The organism is Streptomyces sp. NPDC056169 (assembly GCF_042268445.1).
Classification (GTDB): Bacteria; Actinomycetota; Actinomycetes; order Streptomycetales; family Streptomycetaceae; genus Streptomyces.
In genome coordinates this window covers 130,663-151,690 of sequence record NZ_JBHJUO010000003.1, presented here as the reverse complement: position 1 = coordinate 151,690, position 21,028 = coordinate 130,663, and the positions used below count along the sequence as shown (strand labels likewise).

The following is a 21,028-nucleotide window of genomic DNA, read 5'->3' as shown; positions in this document are numbered from 1 at the left end:
GTACGGAGTTAGAGTAACCGAACGATCGGTCGGGACAAGGGGGTCCGTCGATCCTGTGGAAAACCCATCGGGGAGGATCACTCCTATGAGCGCCAACGTGACCGTCAGGGGGAGCGACGACGTGACCGCCAGTGAGATCACCGCCCTCGCACAGGACCGCACCGTGGCCGTCGTCGGCACCGGCACCATGGGCCAGGGGATTGCCCAGGTCGCGCTGGTCGCCGGCCATCCCGTACGGCTCTACGACAGTGCCCCCGGCCGGGCCGGGGAGGCCGTGGCCGCCCTCGGCGCCCGCCTCGACCGGCTCGTCGAGAAGGGGCGGATGGACGCCGCCGCGCGCGAGGCGGCCGTCGGTCGGCTGCACGCGGCGGAGGACCTCGCGGAGCTCGCCGACGCGGCGCTCGTCGTCGAGGCGATCGTCGAGCTCCTCCCCGTCAAGCAGCAGCTCTTCGCCGACCTGGAGAAGGTCGTCGGCGACGACACCGTCCTCGCCACGAACACCTCCTCCCTCTCCGTCACCGCGATCGCGGGTGGGCTGCGGCTGCCCGGCCGGTTCGTCGGACTCCACTTCTTCAACCCGGCGCCGCTGCTCCCGCTCGTCGAGGTCGTCAGCGGCTTCGCCACCGACGCGGACGTCGCCACGCGCGCGTACGAGACGGTGAAGGGCTGGGGCAAGACGCCGGTGCGCTGCGCGGACACCCCCGGCTTCATCGTCAACCGGGTCGCCCGCCCCTTCTACGCGGAGGCGCTGCGGATCTTCGAGGAGGGCGCGGCCGACCCGGCCACGATCGACGCCGCCCTGCGCGAGTGCGGCGGCTTCCGCATGGGCCCCTTCGAGCTCACGGACCTCATCGGCCAGGACGTGAACGAGGCCGTCACCCGCTCCGTCTGGGAGTCCTTCTACCAGGACCCGAAGTTCACGCCCTCGCTCGCACAGCGCCGGCTCGTGGAGTCGGGGCGGCTCGGCCGCAAGACGGGGCAGGGCTGGTTCTCGTACGCGGAGGACGCCGAGCGGCCCGAGCCGCACAACGCGCCGCCCGCGGAGGCGCCCGCGAAGATCGTCGTCCGTGGTGACCTGGGGCCCGCCGAGGCGCTGGTGGGCCTCTTCGAGGAGGCGGGGATCAAGGTGCGCCGCAAGGGCGGCGACGGGGCCGTCGTGCTGCCGGGCGGCGGCCAGCTCGTCCTCGCGGACGGCGAGACCGCCTTCGAGTACTTCGGCGACGAGATCATCTACTTCGATCTCGCGCTCGACTACGCGCGCGCGACCCGGATCGTGCTCTCCACCGGGGAGCGGACCTCGCCCGAGGTCCTCGCGGAGGCCGTGGGCCTCTTCCAGGCGCTCGGCAAGCAGGTGTCCGTGATCGGTGACGTGCCCGGCATGATCGTCGCCCGTACGGTCGCGATGCTGGCCGATCTGGCGGCCGACGCGGTCGACCGGGGCGTCGCCAGCGCCGAGGACGTGGACACGGCGATGCGGCTCGGGGTCAACTATCCCGCCGGCCCCTTGGAGTGGGCCGAGAAGGTGGGGCACATGCGGGTGTGCGACCTGCTGTCGGAGATGAACAAGCGCTATCCGACGGGACGGTACGCGCCGTGCCTGGCCTCCGCCCGCAAGGGAAGCGCCGATGCGGCCCGGATAGGGAAGGAAGGCCGATGACGACGGCGAAGCGCGACACGTACACCCCCGAGACGCTGCTCTCGGTCGCCGTGCGGGTCTTCAACGAGCGTGGCTACGACGGCACCTCCATGGAGCACCTGTCCAAGGCGGCGGGGATCTCCAAGTCGTCGATCTACCACCACGTGTCCGGCAAGGAGGAGCTGCTGCGGCGGGCGGTCAGCCGGGCGCTCGACGGGCTCTTCGCGGTGCTCGACGAGCCGGGGGCGGTACGCGGCCGGGCCGTCGAGCGGGTCGAGTACGTCACGCGCCGGACCGTGGAGGTGCTGATCGCGGAGCTGCCGTACGTGACGCTGCTGCTGCGGGTGCGGGGCAACACCGCGACCGAGCGGTGGGCGATGGAGCGGCGGCGCGAGTTCGACCACCGGGTGGCCGAGCTGCTGAAGGCCGCGGCGGCCGAGGGGGACCTGCGGGCGGACGTGGACATCCGGCTGGCGACCCGGCTCCTCTTCGGCATGATCAACTCGCTGGTGGAGTGGTACCGGCCGCATCCGGACGCGGTGGGCGAGCGGGAGCAGCTCGCCGAGACCGTCGCGCACCTGGCGTTCGACGGGCTGCGGACGGCTCGCTGAGTGGGCGTGTGGACGGCTTCAGGACGGCCCCTTCGGGGGCCGTCCTGCTTTTGGGTGTCAGAGGCGGTGGTCGGTGTTGAGGTCCGTCTCCTCGAAGACCAGCAGGGTGCGGGTCGACAGCACCTCGGGGATCGACTGGAGCCGGGTGAGCACCAGCTCGCGCAGCGTCCGGTTGTCCGGGGTGTGCACGAGCAGCAGGACGTCGAAATCCCCGCTGACCAGTGCGATGTGTGTGGCGCCCGGCAGCGCTCTGAGCTGCTCGCGGACCGTCCGCCACGAGTTCTGGACGATCTTGAGCGTGATGTACGCGGAGGCGCCGTGCCCCGCCCGCTCGTGGTTGACCCGGGCGCTGAAGCCGCGGATCACCCCGTCGTCGATGAGCCGGTTGATCCGCGCGTAGGCGTTGGCCCGGGAGACGTGCACCCGCTCGGCCACGGACCGTACCGAGGCGCGACCGTCCGTTTGCAGCAACCTCAGGATGTCGCGGTCGATCGCGTCCAGCGGGCGTGCCGGCAGGACGCCCGTCGGCATGCCGATCGGCGCGCTCAGGGCCTCGCCGGGCACCTCGGCCTCGGTCCCGCCGAGTGTCCCGCCGAGTGCCTCGCCGAGTGCCCCGCCGGGCGTCTGGCCCCGTGCCTCGCCCGTCGCGTCGGCCGGAGCCCCGCTCCGGTCGACGGCCATTTGTTCATCCGCCATGTGCCCCCGCCTCTCTCCGGTGGACGACCTGCTCCTATCCCAGGCTGTGGAGAACCGTTTGTCCACAGGCTGGAGGTGCCTGTAGCCAAAATGCCTCCACGACCGAACAATCGGTAGGTGAGGCGCGCCACACTCGCGCCACCCGCCTTCGGGTCTTATGCCCGCTCCCACGAGGAGGTGGACTCGTTGCAACAGCGCAGTTCGACAGTCCAAGAGCCGCCCGGTGCCGTTCCCGCCTACCGGCCCACCCCGCCGCCGGCCTGGCAGCCGCGTACCGACCCCGCCCCGCTGCTGCCCGACGCCGAGCCGCTGCGCGTGCTCGGCACGGACGCCGTGGCCGACGCCGACCCCGCGCTGCTGCTCCGGCTGTACGCGGAGCTGATCCGCGGCCGCCGGTACAACACGCAGGCCACCGCGCTCACCAAGCAGGGCAGACTCGCCGTCTACCCGTCCACCACCGGCCAGGAGGCGTGCGAGATCGCCGCCGCCCTCGCCCTGGAAGAGCGGGACTGGCTCTTCCCCTCGTACCGGGACACCCTGGCGGCGGTCGCCCGCGGCCTGGACCCCGTGCAGGCCCTGACGCTGCTCCGCGGCGACTGGCACACCGGGTACGACCCGCGCGAGTACCGCATCGCGCCGCTCTGCACACCGCTGGCGACCCAGCTCCCGCACGCGGTGGGCCTCGCCCACGCCGCCCGCCTCAAGGGCGACGACGTGGTCGCGCTCGCCATGGTCGGCGACGGCGGCACCAGCGAGGGCGACTTCCACGAGGCGCTGAACTTCGCGGCCGTGTGGAAGGCCCCCGTGGTCTTCTTCGTGCAGAACAACGGCTTCGCGATCTCCGTGCCGCTGGCCAAGCAGACCGCCGCCCCTTCCCTGGCCCACAAGGCCGTCGGATACGGGATGCCCGGCCGGCTGGTCGACGGCAACGACGCGGTGGCCGTGCACCAGGTGCTGACCGAGGCCGTGGCCCGCGCGCGGCGCGGCGGCGGCCCCACCCTCGTCGAGGCCGTCACGTACCGGATCGACGCCCACACCAACGCCGACGACGCGACCCGCTACCGCGCGGCCGGCGAGGTCGAGACGTGGCGGGCGCACGACCCGATCCTGATTCTCGAACGGGAGCTGACGGAGCGCGGCCTGCTCGACGAGGACGGCAAGCGGGCGGCGGCCGAGGCCGCCGAGACGATGGCGGCGGACCTGCGCGAGCGGATGAACGCCGACCCGGTGCTCGACCCGATGGACCTGTTCTCCCACGTGTACGCGGAGCAGACCGCACAGCTGCGCGAGCAGGCGGCGCAGCTGCGTGCCGAGCTCGACGCCGAGGGTGAGGCGTGATGACGACCGCGACGACCGGCCCCTCGGCGGCCAAGGCGGCCAAGGCCGCCGGTGCCGCCGGGAAGCCCAAGCCCGCGACGATGGCGCAGGCGCTCCAGCGCGCCATGCGCGACGCGATGGCCGAGGACCCGACCGTCCACGTGATGGGCGAGGACGTCGGCACGCTCGGCGGTGTCTTCCGGGTCACCGACGGGCTCGCCAAGGAGTTCGGCGAGGACCGCTGCACCGACACCCCGCTGGCCGAGGCGGGCATCCTCGGCGCGGCGGTCGGCATGGCCATGTACGGCCTGCGGCCGGTCGTGGAGATGCAGTTCGACGCCTTCGCCTACCCGGCGTTCGAGCAGCTGATCTCCCATGTGGCGAAGATGCGGAACCGGACGCGCGGCGCGATGCCGATGCCGATCGTCATCCGTGTCCCGTACGGCGGCGGGATCGGCGGGGTCGAGCACCACAGCGACTCCTCCGAGGCCTACTACACGGCCACCCCGGGCCTGCACGTCGTCACCCCGGCGACCGTCGAGGACGCCTACGGGCTGCTGCGCGCGGCCATCGCCTCCGACGACCCGGTGGTCTTCCTGGAGCCGAAGCGGCTCTACTGGTCGAAGTCCGACTGGTCGCCCGAGGCGCCCGCGCCCGTCGAGCCGATCGGCAAGGCGGTCGTACGGCGGCGGGGCACCGGCGCCACCCTGATCACCTACGGCCCGTCGCTTCCGGTCTGCCTGGAGGCGGCGGAGGCCGCCCAGGCCGAGGGCTGGGACCTGGAGGTCGTCGACGTGCGCTCGCTCGTGCCGTTCGACGACGAGACCGTCTGCGCGTCGGTACGGCGTACGGGCCGGGCGGTCGTGGTCCACGAGTCGACCGGTTTCGCCGGCCCCGGCGCGGAGATCGCCGCGCGCGTCATGGAGCGCTGCTTCCACCACCTGGAGGCGCCGGTGCTGCGGGTCGCGGGCTTCGACATCCCGTATCCGCCGCCGATGCTGGAGCGGCACCATCTGCCCGGCGTGGACCGGGTCCTGGACGCGGTGGCGCGGCTGCAGTGGGAGGCGCAGAGCTGATGGCCCAGGTGCTCGAATTCAAGCTGCCCGACCTCGGTGAGGGGCTCACCGAGGCCGAGATCGTCCGCTGGCTCGTCGCCGTCGGCGACGTCGTCGCGATCGACCAGCCGGTCGTCGAGGTCGAGACGGCCAAGGCCATGGTCGAGGTGCCCTGCCCGTACGGCGGCGTCGTCACCGCCCGGTACGGCGAGGAGGGCACCGAACTGCCCGTCGGCGCGCCGCTCCTGACGGTCGCCGTGGGCGGGACGGGTGTGCCGGAGGAGCTCGCGGAGGCGGCTCCGGAGGCGGCCCCCACGGCGGGTGGGTCCGCCGCCGAGTCCGCCGTCTCCTCGGAGTACTCGGGCAACGTGCTCGTCGGGTACGGCACGGCGGGGCCCGCCGCCCGGCGCCGGCGCGTGCTGCGCGACAACCCGGCCGCGGCTCCGGCTGTGGCCGCGGCCCCGGCTCCGGTCGCGGTGCGGGCTCCGGAGCCCGCAGCGCCCGTCGCCGCTCCTGTCTCCGCGTCCGTCACGGTGCCCGTCGCCGGGCAGGACGGGCCGGTGCCGGTCATCTCGCCGCTCGTGCGGAAGCTGGCCCGGGACCGGGGGCTCGACCTGCGGGAGGTGCGCGGATCCGGGCCCGAGGGCCTGATCCTGCGGGCCGACGTGGAGCTCGCCCTCGCTGCCCTGGAGCGGGCGGCAGCCGCTCCGGCGCCCGCCGCGAGCCCCGCGGTCTCCCCTGCGGTGACCTCCGTCGCGGCGGCCGGGGAGCGGATTCCGCTGCGCGGGCTCCGCGGAGTGGTGGCGGACAAGCTCTCGCGCAGCCGTACGGAGATCCCGGACGCGACCTGCTGGGTCGACGCCGACGCGACCGAGCTGATGGCGGCCCGGCGGGCCATGAACACGGCGGACGGGCCGAAGATCTCGCTGCTCGCCCTCCTCGCCCGGATCTGCGCCCACGCCCTGGCCCGGTTCCCCGAGCTCAACTCCACGGTGGACACGGCCGCCCGGGAGATCGTCCGGCTGCCGGCCGTGCACCTCGGCTTCGCCGCCCAGACCCCGCGCGGTCTGGTCGTCCCGGTGGTCAGGGACGCGGGGACGCGGACGGCCGAGTCGCTCACGGCGGAGTTCGCCCGGCTCACGGAGTCCGCCCGGCAGGGCACGCTCACGCCGGCCGATCTGACGGGTGGCACGTTCACCCTGAACAACTACGGGGTGTTCGGGGTCGACGGCTCGACGCCGATCATCAACCACCCCGAGGCCGCGATGCTCGGCGTCGGCCGGATCATCCCCAAGCCCTGGGTCCACCAGGGCGAACTGGCCGTCCGTCAGGTGGTGCAGCTCTCGCTCACCTTCGACCACCGCGTCTGCGACGGCGGCACGGCCGGCGGCTTCCTGCGGTACGTGGCGGACTGCGTCGAGCAGCCCGCGGTCCTGCTCCGCACGGTCTGACACCCCGTCCGTCCCGGCCCGGCCCGTCTCTCTTGGTGGGACGGGCCGGTCGGCCGTGATGCCCGGCGGCCCATACTGCTGGGGTGACCACCGCATACGACGCCGTCGTGCTCGCCGGGGGCGCCGCCAGGCGCCTCGGCGGCTCCGACAAGCCCGGAGTACGGGTGGGAGGCCGGACGCTCCTCGACAGGGTGCTCGCGGCCTGCCCCGACGCCGGCCGGACCGTGGTCGTCGGGGACCCGCGCCCGACCGTCCGCCCCGTCCGCTGGACCAGGGAGGAGCCGCCGGGCGGCGGCCCGCTGCCCGCCGTCGCCGCCGGGGTGCGCGAGACGGACGCCGAGGTCCTCCTCGTCCTCTCCGCCGACCTGCCCTTCCTCGACCGGGACACCGTCCGGCGCCTCCTCGCGGCGCTCGCCGAGGCGCCCGAGGCGGAGGCGGCGTTCCTCACCGACGCCGACGGCCGGGACCAGCCGCTCGTCGCCGCGTACCGGGCCGCGCCGCTCGGACGCGAGCTGACCCGGCTCACGCACGATCACCGCGGTCTGGCCCACATGCCGTTGCGGTACCTCGCGGAGGGGCTCCGCCTCACCCGGGTCGCCGCCGGATCCCTCGCCTCCTTCGACTGCGACACCTGGGAGGACATCGCCGCGGCCCGGGCCCGCATCAGGGAGCATGGGACCGTGCTGGACGAATGGATCACCGCAGTCAAGGACGAACTGGGCATCGAGCTGGACGTCGACACGGGCGTGCTGCTGGACCTGGCTCGTGACGCCGCCCACGGAGTGGCTCGCCCCGCCGCGCCCCTGACCACCTTCCTGGTCGGTTACGCGGCGGCCCGCGCGGGCACCGAGGGCGGTCCCGAGGCGGTCGCCGAGGCGGCCCGCAAGGCGGCGGAGCTCGCCAAGCGCTGGGCCGCCGAACAGGACGAGGCCGGATGACCTTCAAGGAGTCCGCCCTCGTGGCACCCGACACCTCCGCACGCCCGCAGGCGGCCGAGCAGCCGCACCGCGCCACCGCCTGGCCCGCGGCGCGGGCGGCCGCCGCCGAGGCCGGTTCCGCGGCCCGCGCCGTGCAGGCCGCTCGCGAGCCGCTGGCCGTCCCGCTCGGCGCGGCGCTCGGCCGGGTCCTCGCGGGGCCGCTCCTGGCCCTCACGGACCTGCCCTCCTTCGACACCTCCGCCATGGACGGCTGGGCCGTCGCGGGGACGGGCCCCTGGACGGTCCGTGAAGCGGGCGCCGTCCTCGCGGGCCACGCCACCGGGGCCGTACTGGCCGACGGAGAGGCCGTACGGATCGCCACCGGCGCCCGCGTCCCGACCGGGACGACAGCGGTCATCCGCAGCGAGCACGCCGACCACTCCGCACGCGTCGAGCACGTCGAGAACGCCGCGCGCGACCAACACGTCGAGAACGCCGCACGCGTCGAGCACGTCGAGAACGCCGCGCGCGTCGACCACTCCGAGCACGTCGACCATGTCGACCACACCACCCCCGCGCCCGGCCCCCTGCTGCACGCCCTGCGCGAGGTGCGGCGGGGACAGGACATCCGGCCCCGGGGCCAGGAGTGCCGCGCCGGAGACCAGCTGCTCCCCGCGGGCTCCGCCGTGACCCCCGCCGTCCTCGGTCTCGCCGCGGCCGCCGGCTACGACGCGCTTCCCGTCCTCGCCCGCCCCCGGGTGGAGATCCTGGTCCTCGGCGACGAGCTGCTCACGACGGGTCTCCCCCACGAGGGGCTCATCCGTGACGCGCTCGGCCCGATGCTCGGCCCCTGGCTGGAGGCGCTCGGCGCCGAGGTCCTCGCCACCCGCCGGATCGGCGACGACGCCGAGGAGCTGTACGCGGCCGTCACCGGTTCCACCGCCGACCTGCTGATCACCACCGGCGGGACCGCCGCCGGGCCGGTCGACCATCTGCACCGCGTGCTCGACGCGGCGGGCGCCACCCTCCTCGTCGACGGGGTCAAGGTCCGCCCCGGCCACCCCATGCTCCTCGCCCGGCTCGCGGGCACGGACCCCCGTCATCTCGTCGGGCTCCCCGGCAACCCGCTCGCGGCGGTCTCCGGGCTCCTCACCCTCGCCGAGCCGCTGCTCGCCGCCCTCGTGGGCGCTCCCCGGGAGCCGTCCCCGCCCCCGGCCACCTGCGTGCCCGTCCAGGACGAGGTCCAGGGGCATCCCCACGACACACGGCTCGTCCCGGTCGTCCGTCGCGCCGACCGGGCCGTCCCGCTGCACTACAACGGACCGGCCATGCTCCGTGGCATCGCCGCCGCCGACGGCCTGGCCGTCGTCCCGCCCGGCGGTGCCCGACCGGGCCGGGCACTGGAGATCCTCGGCCTGCCCTGGCCGACGGAGGCGGGGGACGCCCCGGCCCAAGGAGCGTGTTTCACGTGAAACTTCCCAGCCGCGACGTGATGGCCCGCAACGCGGACGAGCGGATCGCGGGTCCCCAGATCCGGCTCCCCCGCCGGGTCGTCGAGAGGCCCCTGCGCCAGGTCGGCAAGCGGCTGCTCATGGCGCTCGGCGTGCTGCTCCTGACGGTGCTCATCGTGTACGTCGACCGCGCCGGCTACCACGACAACGCCAACGAGACGCTCGACTTCCTCGACTGCGTCTACTACGCGACCGTGACGCTCTCCACCACCGGTTACGGCGACATCGTCCCGTACAGCGACTCGGCGCGGCTCGCCAACATCCTGCTGGTCACGCCCCTGCGCGTGCTGTTTCTGATCATCCTGGTCGGCACCACCCTGGAGGTCCTCACGGAGAGGACCCGGGAGGAGTTCCGGCTGAATCGCTGGAGGTCCACCTTGCGCGACCACACCGTCATCGTCGGCTTCGGCACCAAGGGGCGGTCCGCGATCCAGACCCTCTGCGCGACCGGTCTGAGCAAGGACCAGATCGTCATCGTCGACCCCTCCAACAAGGTGATCGAGACGGCGAACGCGGACGGGTTCGTCGGCGTCATCGGCGACGCGACGCGCAGCGACGTCCTGCTCCGGGCCGAGGTGCAGCGGGCCCGGCAGATCGTCATCGCCACCCAGCGCGACGACACGGCCGTCCTGGTCACCCTGACCGCCCGCCAGCTCAACCGGGGCGCGAAGATCGTCGCCGCGGTCCGCGAGGAGGAGAACGCGCCGCTGCTGCGGCAGTCCGGTGCGGACGCGGTCATCACCAGCGCCAGCGCCGCCGGCCGGCTGCTCGGCCTCTCCGTGCTGAGCCCCAGCGCCGGCACGGTGATGGAGGACCTCATCCAGCAGGGCTCCGGCCTCGACCTCGTCGAGCGGCCGGTGACCAAGGCCGAGGTGGGCAAGAGCGTGCGGGAGACCGAGGACCTGGTGGTGAGCGTGCTCCGCGGCCACCGGCTGCTGAGCTACGACGACAAGGCCGCCAGCCCGCTCCAGCCCACCGACCGGGTGATCACCATCGTGCGCGCCACGCCGGTGACCCCGCTCACGACGCCGCCGCAGGACTGAGCGTGCGGGACTGAGCACCGACCGCCGGAGTAGCCTCGCCGCCATGCATGCGATCACGATTCCGGAACCCGGCGGTCCCGAGGCGCTCGTCTGGGCGGAGGTGCCCGATCCCGTGCCCGGCGAGGGCGAGGTCCTCGTCGAGGTGGTGGCGAGCGCCGTCAACCGCGCCGACCTGCTCCAGCGGCAGGGCTTCTACGACCCGCCGCCGGGCAGTTCCCCGTACCCCGGTCTGGAGTGTTCGGGACGGATCACCGCGCTCGGGCCCGGGGTCTCCGGCTGGTCCGTCGGCGACGAGGTCTGCGCGCTGCTCGTCGGCGGCGGTTACGCGGAGAAGGTCGTCGTTCCGGTCGGCCAGCTCCTGCCGGTGCCCGACGGCGTCGACCTGGCCACGGCCGCCGCGCTCCCCGAGGTCGCCTGCACGGTCTGGTCCAACATCTTCATGATCGCCCACCTGCGGCCCGGCGAGACGCTGCTCGTGCACGGCGGGGCGAGCGGGATCGGGACGATGGCGATCCAGCTGGCGAAGGCGGTCGGGGCGCGGGTCGCGGTCACGGCCGGGAGCCCGGAGAAGCTGGCCCGCTGCGCCGAACTCGGCGCGGACGTCCTCATCGACTACCGCGAGCAGGACTTCGTCGAGGAGCTGCACAAGGCGACGGACGGGGCCGGTGCGGACGTCATCCTGGACATCGTCGGCGCCAAGTACCTGGAGCGGAACGTGAAGGCGCTGGCCGTCAACGGCCGGCTGGTCGTCATCGGGCTCCAGGGCGGCGTGAAGGGCGAGTTGAACCTGGGGGCGCTGCTCGCCAAGCGGGCGGCGGTCATGGCGACCACGCTGCGCTCCCGCCCGCCGCACGAGAAGGCGTCGATCGTCGCGGCCGTCCGCGAGCACGTCTGGCCGCTGATCGGTGCGGGCACGGTCCGGCCGGTCGTCGACCGGACGGTGCCGATGCCGGAGGCCGCCGAGGCGCACCGGGTGCTGGAGTCCGGCGACCATGTCGGCAAGGTGCTGCTGCTGGCGCCGCGCGGCTGATTCGCCGGACATGCAGGAGGGGCCCGGCACGGGATGTGCCGGGCCCCTCCTCTTGCGACGTCGGACTCGCCCTACAGGTACGGGCCCGAGCGGACGGCGTGGCCGTGGCCGCGGTCGTCGTCGTCATCGTCCTGCGAGGCGCCCGGCGGCAGCGCCCGGCGCATCTGCTCCAACTGGGCGCGGGCCGCCATCTGCTGGGCGAACAGGGCCGTCTGGATGCCGTGGAAGAGGCCTTCCAGCCATCCCACCAACTGGGCCTGTGCGATCCGCAGTTCCGCCTCGGAGGGCACCGCCTCGTCCGTGAACGGCAGGGAGAGCCGCTCCAGTTCCTCGACCAGCTCGGGCGCGAGCCCGTCCTCCAGCTCCTTCACGGAGCTGGCGTGGATGTTCTTGAGCCTGACGCGGCTGGCCTCGTCGAGAGGGGCCGCTCGTACTTCCTCCAGGAGCTGCTTGATCATGCTGCCGATCCGCATGACCTTCGCAGGCTGCTCGACCATTTCCGTCACCGGGACCTCGCGGGATTCGTCGTCACCCTGAGCGCCGCCGAGCGCCGTTCCGTCCTGTCCCACGATGAGGACCTGGGGGCTCTCCTGCGACCTGTCATTCCTCGGCATCTCCATGCCGCCATTCTCTCGCACACATGCCTCACCACACGGTGTGCCCCTGTACGAGGGTGATCCACCCTCGTACAGGGGCACAGGAACGCAACGGACCGGCCGGGCCGGGTCTGTCAGGTCGCCGCGCGCCGGGCCAGTGCGCCGCGCGAGCGGGTCACGAGCGCGGCGAGGAGCGCGGCGCCGAGCGGTACGGCGACGAGGAGACCGGCCAGCGTCTCCCAGGGGATGACGATCGGGATGTACGGCGGGCCCGACAGGCCGCTGTCCCAGCCCTCCGCGATGGCCTGCTCGTAGTAGCGGACCGCCTCGCGTTCCTCGGTGAGCCGGAGCCCGATCGCCGGCAGCACCCCGGCCGCCGATCCGAGGATCACGCCCATCGCCGCGACGACTCCGCACTGGAAGCCGCTGAGCGTACGGCGGACCCGGGGCGGGGCGCCCACGGCGGCGAGCGTCTTCAGGTCGGCCTCGGCGTCGGCCTGGGCGAGACCGGTGGCGATGCCGGCGGCGCCGATGGTGACGAGGCCGGCGAAGACGGCCAGCGCGATCAGGAAGAGGCTGTCGTCGCTGACGAAGCCCTCCTCGACGTGCAGCTCGACGTTGCTGCCGAGCTTGGCGAGCTCGCCGTCGAGCTTCTGGCGCTGCTCGCTGTCCGGCATCCGCTCGGTGCTGAAGTACGAGCCCGCGGGCACGGTGGACAGACCGGCGGCCTTGGCGGTGGCCGGGGTCATCACCACGTTGACGCCGTAGGACTCCTTGTCCCCGGGCACCATGTAGGCGGGGATCCTGCTGACCTTGCCGGGTGCGGGCAGGCCCTTCTCGGAGGCCTTGTCGGCGGCGGCGATGTCGGTGATCTGCTTGATCCCGACGGTGCCGTCCTTGGCGATCTCGGTCCGGGAGAAGGTGACGACCTTGCCTTCGGCGAGGGCCTTCACGGCACCCGGGTCGTCGATGCCGAGGACCTGGAGGAGCTTCGCGTCGCCGACGAGGAGACCGGCGTCGACGAAGACCCAGCCGCCGCCGGAGGACTGGTTGCACCGCCAGTCCTCGGCGAGCATTTTCCGGCGCTGTTCGGGGGTGTACTTCTCGCTGGGGTCGGTGCCGCCGGGCAGGGAGGTGCCGTACATCGGGCACTCGTTCGCCGGCGGGATCATGACCTCGTACCGGCCGCAGCCCGGGCCGTTGCCCCACAGGGAGCAGCCGGGCTTGCCGACCGAGACCCGCTCGACGTCGGCGCGGACGTCGACGGGGAGGAGGCGCTGGACGGCGTCGCGGACCGCGGGGACGTCCCGGCCGCCTTCCTCCAGGACGTAGGCGGAGACCGCCCCGTGCGGCAGCCTGGCCTCGTACGAGGCCCTCTGCTGGGCCTCACTGCTGGCCATGAAGGTGGAGACGGCGACCGTGCCCGCGACGGCGGCGAGGACGGCGGCGACGGCCGGTGCCGTACGCCCCCGGTTTCGGACGGCGTCCCGCAGCGCGAGCCGCGGGGAGAGCGGCAGCCAGCGTCCGGACCGGCCGAAGAGGCCCACCAGGGCCGGGGTCATGGCGACGACGCCCAGCTCGGCGATGGCGGAACCGCCCGCGACGATCATGAACGACTCGGTCACCGTCGAGCCGAGGAGCGCGAGGGCGACGCCGAGCAGAATGGCCGCGAGGCCGATCAGGGGCAGGACGCGGCTGCTGCGGCGGACACCGCGCCGGCCCGTGAGCGAGGCGAGGACGGTCTGCCGGGAGGCCGTGATCGCCGGGACGATGGCGGCGAGCAGACCGGTCAGCACGGCGAGCAGCGCGATGCCGAGCAGTTCGAGCGGCCGGATGTCGAAGGCGCCGAACCGCTGGTTCATCACGTCTTCGAGGACCGGCTGCAGCAGCAGCGTGAGGATCACGGCGAGGACCGTGCCGACGACGGCCGCGGCGACGCCGATGACGAGACCACCGCTCAGCACGATGGCCCGGATGTGGCTGCGGGCACCGCCGTTGGCCCCGACCAGACCGAGCTGGCGGCGCGAGCGGCGGGCGCCGACCGCGAAGGCCGGTCCGGCGAGGAGGCAGATCTCCAGCATCGCCAGGCCGACGACAGTGGCGAGGGCGGCGAGCGCGGCGGCGTCGGACGCCGGGCTGGAGTCGTACGTGCCCCAGCCGTCCTTCGCGTACAGCGGCACCTCGGACTCGGCCGGCGGGTCGAGCATGACGGCCCGCGAGGTGACGACCACGCCCTTGGTGTTGATCTGCTGGACGGTGTTCCACGTGAAACCACCGGACGCCTTCACCAGGTACGTGGTGGAGGTGTCGGGCTTCGGCAGACCGGACTTCTCGACCGCCGTCGCGTACGCGGTGAGGAAGGCGCCCGGCAGGGCGTTGACCTGGTCGACGGCGAGCGCGTCGGGAAGTTCGTAGGAGCCGACGATCCGATACGTACGGTCGAAGTTGCGGGCGGAAAGGGTCGATCCGACCGACAGACCGCTGACCTCCAGGAAGTGCGAGGTCGCCATGACCTCGTCGTTCTTCTCCGGGAAACGCCCGTCGAGCAGGGTCGTGATGCCGCGGGTGACCGGGTCGGACGCCTTCAGCTCACGGACCTCGGCGGACAGCAGACCGTGAGCCGTGGTCAGCTTCGCACCGCCGGAGCGGTCCGTGAGGACCGTGGAACCCGCCGGGATCGCCTTGGTGACGTCGGTGGGGCCGTTCGGCCAGGGCTCGTTCTTGTAGTCCTTGACCGGCGTGTACATCTCGCCCAGCGGGTCCTGGAGGATCGGAACACCCTCGGAATCGGAGTCCCGGAATATCGCGTCGGCCGTGCCCATCGACCTCTCCGCCTTCTCGGCGGCGGACAGTTCGGAGCTGCGGTAGGTCAGATCGAGCCCGCTGACACCCAGGATGGGCAGGGCGATCATCGCGAGGACGAGGGCGCTGCGGCCCTTGGAACGCCAGGCGTCGCGGCGGGCGATGCGGATCGCGGCCCGCCAGGAGTGGAACCAGGTCTTCACGCCTCCGCCACCTGGCCCGAGAGGAGGGAGTCGGCCTCGCTGCGCACGGTCTGGTCGACGATCGCGCCGTCCCGCAGGAACACGACGCGGTCGGCCCAGGCGGCGAACCGCGGCTCGTGGGTGACCAGGACACCGGCGGCGCCCGCGTCGCAGCGGGAGCGGAGCAGGGCGAGCACGGACTCGCCGGTCTCGGAGTCGAGGGCGCCGGTCGGCTCGTCGGCGAGGACGAGACGGCGGTCGCCGACGAGGGCGCGGGCGATGGCCACGCGCTGCTGCTGGCCGCCGGACATCTCGTCGGGGAAGCGCTCGGCGAGGTGGCCGAGCCCCATCTCCTCCAGGGCGGCCAGGGCCTCGACGCGTGCCTTGCGGGCGGAGGTGCCGTCGAGCTCGCGGGGCAGGGCGACGTTCTCGGCGGCGGTGAGCGCCGGGATGAGGTTGTAGTCCTGGAAGACGTACCCGATGCTGCGGCGGCGCAGGGCGGCGAGCTCCTTGACGCTCGCGGTGGTGATGTCGGTGTTCTCGACGATCACATGACCCGAGGTCGGGGTGTCCAGGCCGCCGGCGATGGTGAGGAGCGTGGACTTTCCGGAGCCGGACGGGCCCATGACGGCGACGAGTTCACCGGGGTACACGGCGAGGTCGATCCCGCGCAGGGCGTGCACCTCGGTGGCGCCCGAGCCGTGGACACGGGTCAGGTTCTGGAGCTGCAGCACGGGCTGCTGTGTGGACATGGAGGGGTCCCCCTTGGACGTACGCGGCGGTCGGCCGGGTACGGAGCGAGCGGTGGAAAGCGAGCGGTGGAAGGTGGTGCGACAGCGGTACGGGGCGGGGCGCGACCGTGCGGTCAGCGCGCCCTGCCCGTGGTCGTCGTGGTGCTTGCGTCGGCGGGAGCCGGAGCCGGAGCCGGAGTCGAGAGAGGAGCAGGCGGCGACGCGGGTGCGGGTGCAGGTGCGGGTTTGGGCGTGGGCGTGGAAGCCGCCGTCGCCGACAGGCGGATCAGCCGGGCCTCGCAGTGGTCCAGCCAGCGCGCCTCGGCCTCGGTCTGGAAGATCAGCTGCTCCAGGACGAGCAGCCAGGCCACGTCGTCCCGTTCCCGCGCACCCCCGCTCTCGACGGCGACGAGCGCCTGGGCCTTGAGCCGGGTGTAGTCCTGCATCGCCTTCACGGTGTGCCGGCGCTGGGACTGGATGACGTCGCGGATGTCGACGCAGGGTGCGCCGACGGCCATGGCGAGCTTGATGGCCAGCTCGTCACGGGCGGGGCTGGTGCGGTCCACCGGCTTCTCGAACCAGGTCCTGAGCTCGGCGAGGCCGGCCTCGGTGATCGCGTAGAGCGCGTGCCCCGCCTCGTCCTGGCCCCCCTGCGCGACCATGCCGTCGCGCTCCAGCCGGTTCAGGGTCGTATAGACCTGGCCGACGTTGAGCGGCCAGGTGGAACCCGTGCGGGACTCGAACTCCGTACGGAGCTGGGAGCCGTAGCGAGGGCCGCGTTCGAGGAGGGCGAGGAGCCCGTGGCGGATCGACATACTCAGTATGTATACCGAGTATGTGCTCCCCGACAACCGTCCTGAGACGGAAGCGGAAAGTCCGACTCAAGGGGGACCCCGGCGATCGGGACGGCTCAGCGGCGCCGCATACGGAGCCCCAGGAAACCGATCCCGAGGCCCATCAGGGCCAGCCCCACCCCCAGGGTGAGGACGGGAATCCGCTGGTCGACGAGGGTGGGCACGGCCTCGGCCGCCGTCCCGGGCGCGGCGGCGGGCCGGGTCGCGGGCGCCACCTCGGTCAGGACCTCGTCCTCCTCGCGTACCGCTTCGACGTCCTCCTCGACGGCCTCGTCCGCGCCGGAGTCTGTTGCCGTCCTGGTACGAGGGGGGCCGGGCGACGGAGGTGTGGGGCTCGGCGTCCCGGCGGGCGCCGTCTCGGAGCGGCCGGGCCGCGGGTGGCCCTCGGCGGCCGGCCGGCCCGCCAGGGAGGCGGAGCCGCTGGGGGCGGGGGCGTCGGTGGGCGTGGCGCTCGGCGCGCCGGTCGCGGAGGACGGGGCGGTGCCGGTCGGCGCGGGCGCCGGGGGGACGGGTGTGCCGGGGACGCCGGTGCGCCCGGGCGAGGCGGAGCCGGTCCCGGGGGCGGGGGTGGAGGGGGGCGTGGCGGGGCCGGAAGGCGTCGCGGTGGAGGGCGCGGTCTCCGTGGTGGGCGGCCCGGTCGGTGCGGTGGGCCCGGACGGGGTGGCCGGGGTGGTCGGCGGGGGCGGCGCGGGGGGTGTGGTCGGCGCGACCACGCGCGTACCGCTGGGGGCCTCCGCCGCGTACGCCAGGGGCGCGGCACAGAGGGCGAACGCGCAGGCGAACGTGCAGGCGAACGCGGGGCCGAGGGCCCGCGCCCGTGCCCTGCGGAGTGCTGGAGTCACCGGGTGACCCCCTCCCGTACCGAGCCGCCGAGGTGTCGACTCAGCGTCACATGCCGGGACACTTCCGGCATCCGGGACGGGGTCGGTGGGGGTGGGGGTGGGGGCACGGCCGTGCGGCCGTGCCCACCAGCCGTCCGTACTACTGCGGCGGGTTGCCCGTGGAGATGTTGAGGGTGAACTCGGCGTCCTCGTCGGTGATGTCCTCGCCCGCCGGCGGGTACTGCTCCAGGACCGTTCCTTCGCCGTAGGTCGCCTCGTCGACCGGGCGCTGGGTCGTGATCTTCCACCCGGCCGCCTGGATGCAGGCCTTCACCGACACGATGTTCTTGTACGTGAAGTTCGGGACCTCGAACTTGGCGGGGTCGTCGCTCGACTCCGAGGGCTGGGTGCACTTCTTGACGTCGATTGCCTTGGTCAGGTCCGGGCCCTTGTGCCCGGGCTTCGCCGTCTCGGTCTGCTCCGTGCCGCCGGTGCCGCCGCCCGTGCCGCCCGCGTTCGTGCCCGGGTCGTCCTTCTGGTTGAGCACGAAGACCAGGCCGCCGATCGCGAGGAGCGCGACGAGGACGGCGCCGACGAGCACGGGGGTGTTCCGGCGGGAGCCGCCGCCCGTCGGGACGTGGGCGGGAGCGGGCACGGGAGCCGGCGTGTGCATCGGGCCCGGGGCGTACGGCGAGGGGGTCGGCGCGGTCTGGTAGACCGGCGCGGGCGTCGGGGCCTGCTGCGGATACCCGTAGGAGGGGCCGGGCGCCGGGGTCGCCGGGCCGTACGGTCCGGGCTGCGGCGTCGGCGGGAGGTACGGCTGCTGCACGCCGTGCGGGCCGGGCTGCGGGGCCGACGGCGGGGTCTGGCCGATCGGCGGGAAGACCGCCGAGCCGACGCCCGAGCCACTGCTGACGGGACCGCCCTGGACGATCATCGGGGCACCGGTCTGACCGGCCGAGAGCACCCGCAGGCACTCGTCGCGCATGGCCGCGGCGCTCGGGAACCGCTCGTTCGGGTTCTTCCGCAGCGCCCGGGCGACGAGCGCGTCCATCGCCGGCGTCACCGCGCGGTTGACGGTGGACGGGGCGACCGGCTCCTCCTGTACGTGCGCGTACGCGATGGCCAGCGGCGAGTCGGCGTCGAAGGGGAGGCGGCCCGTCAGCAGCTGGAAGAGCATGATGCCGACCGAATAGAGGTCGGAGCGGGCGTCCACCGCGCGGCCGAGGGCCTGCTCGGGGGAGAGGTACTGAGGGGTGCCGACGACCATGCCGGTCTGGGTCATCGACGTGACCCCGGACTGCATGGCCCGCGCGATGCCGAAGTCCATGACCTTGACCACGCCGCGCTTGGTCGTCATCACGTTGCCCGGCTTGATGTCCCGGTGGACCAGGCCCATCTCGTGGCTGACCTCCAGGGCGGCCAGCACGTCGGCCGTGACCTTGAGCGCCTTGTCGGCGGGCATCGCGCCGTACTGCCGCACGTCCGAGGCGAGGACCGAGCCGAGCGGCTGCCCCTCCACGTACTCCATGACGATGTACGGCATGACGGCGCCGTCGAGGGTGTCCTCGCCGGTGTCGAAGACCGAGACGATGTTCGTGTGCGACAGCTTTGCGACGGCCTGGGCCTCGCGCCGGAACCGCTCGCGGAACGACGCTTCCCGGCCGAGCTCCGTGTGCAGGGTCTTGATCGCCACCTGCCGGTCGAGGGCGCTGTCGTAGGCCAGGTACACCGACGCCATGCCGCCCTCGCCGAGGAGGTCGCGCAGCTGGTACCGGCCGCCCGCTACCGAACCGCCCGCATAGCGGCCCTGTGCGCCGTCCTGGCTCATCTGTGCTTCCCCCATACGCGCGCGTGGCGGCGTCGAATTCCGGAATTTTCCTGGCCAAGTCTGCCCCAGGGCACCGACACGTCAAGCCGCGTGCCCGTTCCGTGACCCTCTGCACAGGTCGCCTCGGCGAAGCGTTCCGGAAGTGTCCGGGGAAACCCGTCGAATTTGCACAGGTGTACGTGGACGGGGTTGGATGGCCGGTCAACCGCGGACCGTGATGTCGTACGGAGCCTGTAGCGTGACGACTGGACACGGCACGACAGACGACGGCGAGGACTGATGGCACCCGAATCCGGAGCAGGTGGCGGTGTGCCGGACGCGGCAGCGGAATCGTGGGGCGTCGGTGGTGTCGTCGGCGACGGACGCTACCGGCTGACGCACCGTCTGGGCCGCGGCGGCATGGCCGAGGTGTTCGCCGCCGAGGACGTGCGCCTCGGGCGCACGGTGGCGGTGAAGCTCCTCCGCGCCGATCTCGCCGAGGATCCGGTCTCCAAGGCGCGCTTCACCCGTGAGGCGCAGTCGGTCGCCGGGCTCAACCACCACGCCATCGTCGCCGTGTACGACTCAGGCGAGGACCTCGTGGGCGGCCGGCCCGTGCCGTACATCGTGATGGAGCTGGTCGAGGGCCGCACCATCCGTGACCTGCTGATCAGCGCCGACGCACCAGGCCCCGAGCAGGCGCTCATCATCGTCTCCGGCGTCCTGGAGGCGCTGGCGTACTCGCACCAGCACGGCATCGTGCACCGCGACATCAAGCCGGCGAACGTGATCATCACGCACAGCGGTGCGGTGAAGGTCATGGACTTCGGCATCGCCCGTGCCCTGCACGGCGCGCAGTCGACGATGACGCAGACCGGCATGGTCATGGGCACCCCGCAGTACCTCTCCCCGGAGCAGGCGCTCGGCAAGGCCGTCGACCACCGCTCCGACCTGTACGCGACGGGCTGCCTGCTCTACGAACTGCTCGCGCTGCGGCCCCCCTTCACGGGTGAGACGCCGCTCTCCGTCGTGTACCAGCACGTGCAGGACGCGCCGGTCCCGCCGTCCGAGGTGACGCCGAGCGTGCCGCCGGAGCTCGACGGCCTGGTGATGCGCTCCCTCGCGAAGGACCCGGACGACCGGTTCCAGAGCGCCGAGGAGATGCGCGGGCTCATCCAGTACAGCCTGCAGATGCTCCAGCAGCAGGGCGGCCACGTCGGCACGTGGAACACCGGTCCCGTCGACATGCACGACGGCGGGCACACGCCCGTCGGCGGGATGGCCGCGACGACCGCGATGGGTCACCCGACGCACGGCGAGACCGCGCAGGGCCGGATCCTTCCGCAGATGAACCCGGACGACGGGGGCGTCGGCGGGTACGGCGGCTACGACGGCGGCACGGGCGGCACCGGCGGCTACGGCCAGGACGGGGCGTACGGCTCGAACGGCGGCGGCCGGGGCGGCCGCGGCAAGCTGGCCCTCTTCATCGCGCTCGCGCTGATCGCGGTCGTCGCGGGTGTCGTGTACGCCATAGACAAGGCGAAGGACGGCGAGGCGGGGACGCCCACGCCGACGAAGTCGTCGATCTCCAACTCGCCGTCGACCGCTTCCGAGGAGCCCACCCCCTCGGACGAGCCCTCCACCGAGGACGAGCAGACGCAGGACCCGGACACGTCGACCGGGGGCGGCGCCACGCAGCCGCCGTGGACGCAGCCGCCGGCCACGCAGCCGCCGACCACACAGCCTCCGACGACCGAGCCTCCGACGACGGACCCGACGACGGAGCTTCCGACGACCGAGCCTCCGACGACGGACCCGGCGACCGAGCCGACGACGGATCCGACGGGCACCACGGAGCCGCCGGTCGACCCGACCGGTGATCCCACCGACGACGGCGGCAACCCGGACAACCCGCCGACGGGCGGCGCCACCACGGCCGGCTGACCCGCCGGTCGCCGTGTCCCG

The 21,028-nt window shown here is 73.3% G+C and carries 17 protein-coding genes; 10 read left to right on the top strand and 7 right to left on the bottom strand.

The window, feature by feature from the left end; genetic code table 11:
• Positions 1-85: 85 nt before the first annotated feature.
• On the top strand, positions 86-1,657 hold the full coding sequence (locus tag ACFC0G_RS05635) for a 3-hydroxyacyl-CoA dehydrogenase (protein WP_376397704.1): 1,572 nt from the start codon (positions 86-88) through the stop codon (positions 1,655-1,657).
• Positions 1,654-2,247 carry a TetR/AcrR family transcriptional regulator gene (locus ACFC0G_RS05630; RefSeq protein WP_055642496.1) on the top strand — a complete coding sequence of 198 codons (594 nt, stop codon included), beginning with the start codon at positions 1,654-1,656 and terminating at the stop codon, positions 2,245-2,247. The genes ACFC0G_RS05635 and ACFC0G_RS05630 overlap by 4 nt, the downstream gene beginning before the upstream one ends.
• Before the next feature lie 57 nt (positions 2,248-2,304).
• Here ACFC0G_RS05630 and ACFC0G_RS05625 read toward each other — a convergent pair whose 3' ends face one another.
• A complete protein-coding gene (locus ACFC0G_RS05625; RefSeq protein ID WP_376398437.1) occupies positions 2,305-2,778 on the bottom strand; it encodes an Lrp/AsnC family transcriptional regulator in 474 nt (157 codons plus the stop codon).
• Positions 2,779-3,120: 342 nt separating this feature from the next.
• On the opposite strand from ACFC0G_RS05625, the gene pdhA reads away from it, so the two are divergent.
• From pdhA to ACFC0G_RS05590, 7 genes are all read left to right on the top strand, one after another.
• Entirely contained in the window at positions 3,121-4,281 is a 1,161-nt protein-coding gene (gene pdhA, locus ACFC0G_RS05620) for a pyruvate dehydrogenase (acetyl-transferring) E1 component subunit alpha (RefSeq protein WP_376397699.1), read from the top strand.
• Positions 4,281-5,336, top strand: coding sequence for an alpha-ketoacid dehydrogenase subunit beta (locus ACFC0G_RS05615; RefSeq protein ID WP_376397695.1), 1,056 nt, complete (start codon positions 4,281-4,283; stop codon positions 5,334-5,336). Before pdhA ends, ACFC0G_RS05615 begins: the two co-directional genes overlap by 1 nt.
• The gene (locus ACFC0G_RS05610; RefSeq protein WP_376397692.1) at positions 5,336-6,766 is read left to right on the top strand and encodes a dihydrolipoamide acetyltransferase family protein; all 1,431 of its coding nucleotides are present in this window, start codon (positions 5,336-5,338) and stop codon (positions 6,764-6,766) included. The genes ACFC0G_RS05615 and ACFC0G_RS05610 overlap by 1 nt, the downstream gene beginning before the upstream one ends.
• Positions 6,767-6,849: 83 nt before the next feature.
• Entirely contained in the window at positions 6,850-7,704 is an 855-nt protein-coding gene (locus ACFC0G_RS05605) for an NTP transferase domain-containing protein (RefSeq protein WP_376397689.1), read from the top strand.
• Positions 7,701-9,155 (top strand): molybdopterin molybdotransferase MoeA, encoded by a 1,455-nt coding sequence (locus tag ACFC0G_RS05600; protein WP_376397686.1) that lies wholly within the window; start codon positions 7,701-7,703, stop codon positions 9,153-9,155. The genes ACFC0G_RS05605 and ACFC0G_RS05600 overlap by 4 nt, the downstream gene beginning before the upstream one ends.
• A complete protein-coding gene (locus ACFC0G_RS05595) occupies positions 9,152-10,237 on the top strand; it encodes a potassium channel family protein (protein WP_376397683.1) in 1,086 nt (361 codons plus the stop codon). Before ACFC0G_RS05600 ends, ACFC0G_RS05595 begins: the two co-directional genes overlap by 4 nt.
• Positions 10,238-10,280: 43 nt before the next feature.
• Positions 10,281-11,267, top strand: coding sequence for an NAD(P)H-quinone oxidoreductase (locus tag ACFC0G_RS05590; RefSeq protein WP_376397681.1), 987 nt, complete (start codon positions 10,281-10,283; stop codon positions 11,265-11,267).
• 71 nt (positions 11,268-11,338) lie between these two features.
• On the opposite strand, the gene ACFC0G_RS05585 is transcribed toward ACFC0G_RS05590, so the two are convergent.
• From ACFC0G_RS05585 to ACFC0G_RS05560, 6 genes are all read right to left on the bottom strand, one after another.
• Positions 11,339-11,887, bottom strand: a complete 549-nt coding sequence (locus tag ACFC0G_RS05585) for a bacterial proteasome activator family protein (protein ID WP_376397678.1) — start codon at positions 11,885-11,887, stop codon at positions 11,339-11,341.
• Between the two features lie 110 nt (positions 11,888-11,997).
• Positions 11,998-14,868: an ABC transporter permease gene (locus tag ACFC0G_RS05580; RefSeq protein ID WP_376397675.1), complete on the bottom strand. Its 2,871-nt coding sequence runs from the start codon at positions 14,866-14,868 to the stop codon at positions 11,998-12,000.
• The gene (locus ACFC0G_RS05575; RefSeq protein WP_376397672.1) at positions 14,865-15,599 is read right to left on the bottom strand and encodes an ABC transporter ATP-binding protein; all 735 of its coding nucleotides are present in this window, start codon (positions 15,597-15,599) and stop codon (positions 14,865-14,867) included. Before ACFC0G_RS05575 ends, ACFC0G_RS05580 begins: the two co-directional genes overlap by 4 nt.
• 113 nt (positions 15,600-15,712) lie before the next feature.
• On the bottom strand, positions 15,713-16,393 hold the full coding sequence (locus tag ACFC0G_RS05570) for a PadR family transcriptional regulator (RefSeq protein ID WP_376397670.1): 681 nt from the start codon (positions 16,391-16,393) through the stop codon (positions 15,713-15,715).
• 95 nt (positions 16,394-16,488) lie between these two features.
• A complete protein-coding gene (locus ACFC0G_RS05565) occupies positions 16,489-17,274 on the bottom strand; it encodes a hypothetical protein (protein ID WP_376397667.1) in 786 nt (261 codons plus the stop codon).
• Positions 17,275-17,413: 139 nt separating this feature from the next.
• Positions 17,414-19,084, bottom strand: a complete 1,671-nt coding sequence (locus ACFC0G_RS05560; RefSeq protein ID WP_376397664.1) for a protein kinase — start codon at positions 19,082-19,084, stop codon at positions 17,414-17,416.
• Positions 19,085-19,363: 279 nt separating this feature from the next.
• Here ACFC0G_RS05560 and ACFC0G_RS05555 point away from each other — a divergent pair, with 279 nt between their 5' ends.
• Complete coding sequence (locus ACFC0G_RS05555) at positions 19,364-21,007, top strand: protein kinase (RefSeq protein ID WP_376397661.1); 1,644 nt, start codon at positions 19,364-19,366, stop codon at positions 21,005-21,007.
• Positions 21,008-21,028: the final 21 nt, after the last annotated feature.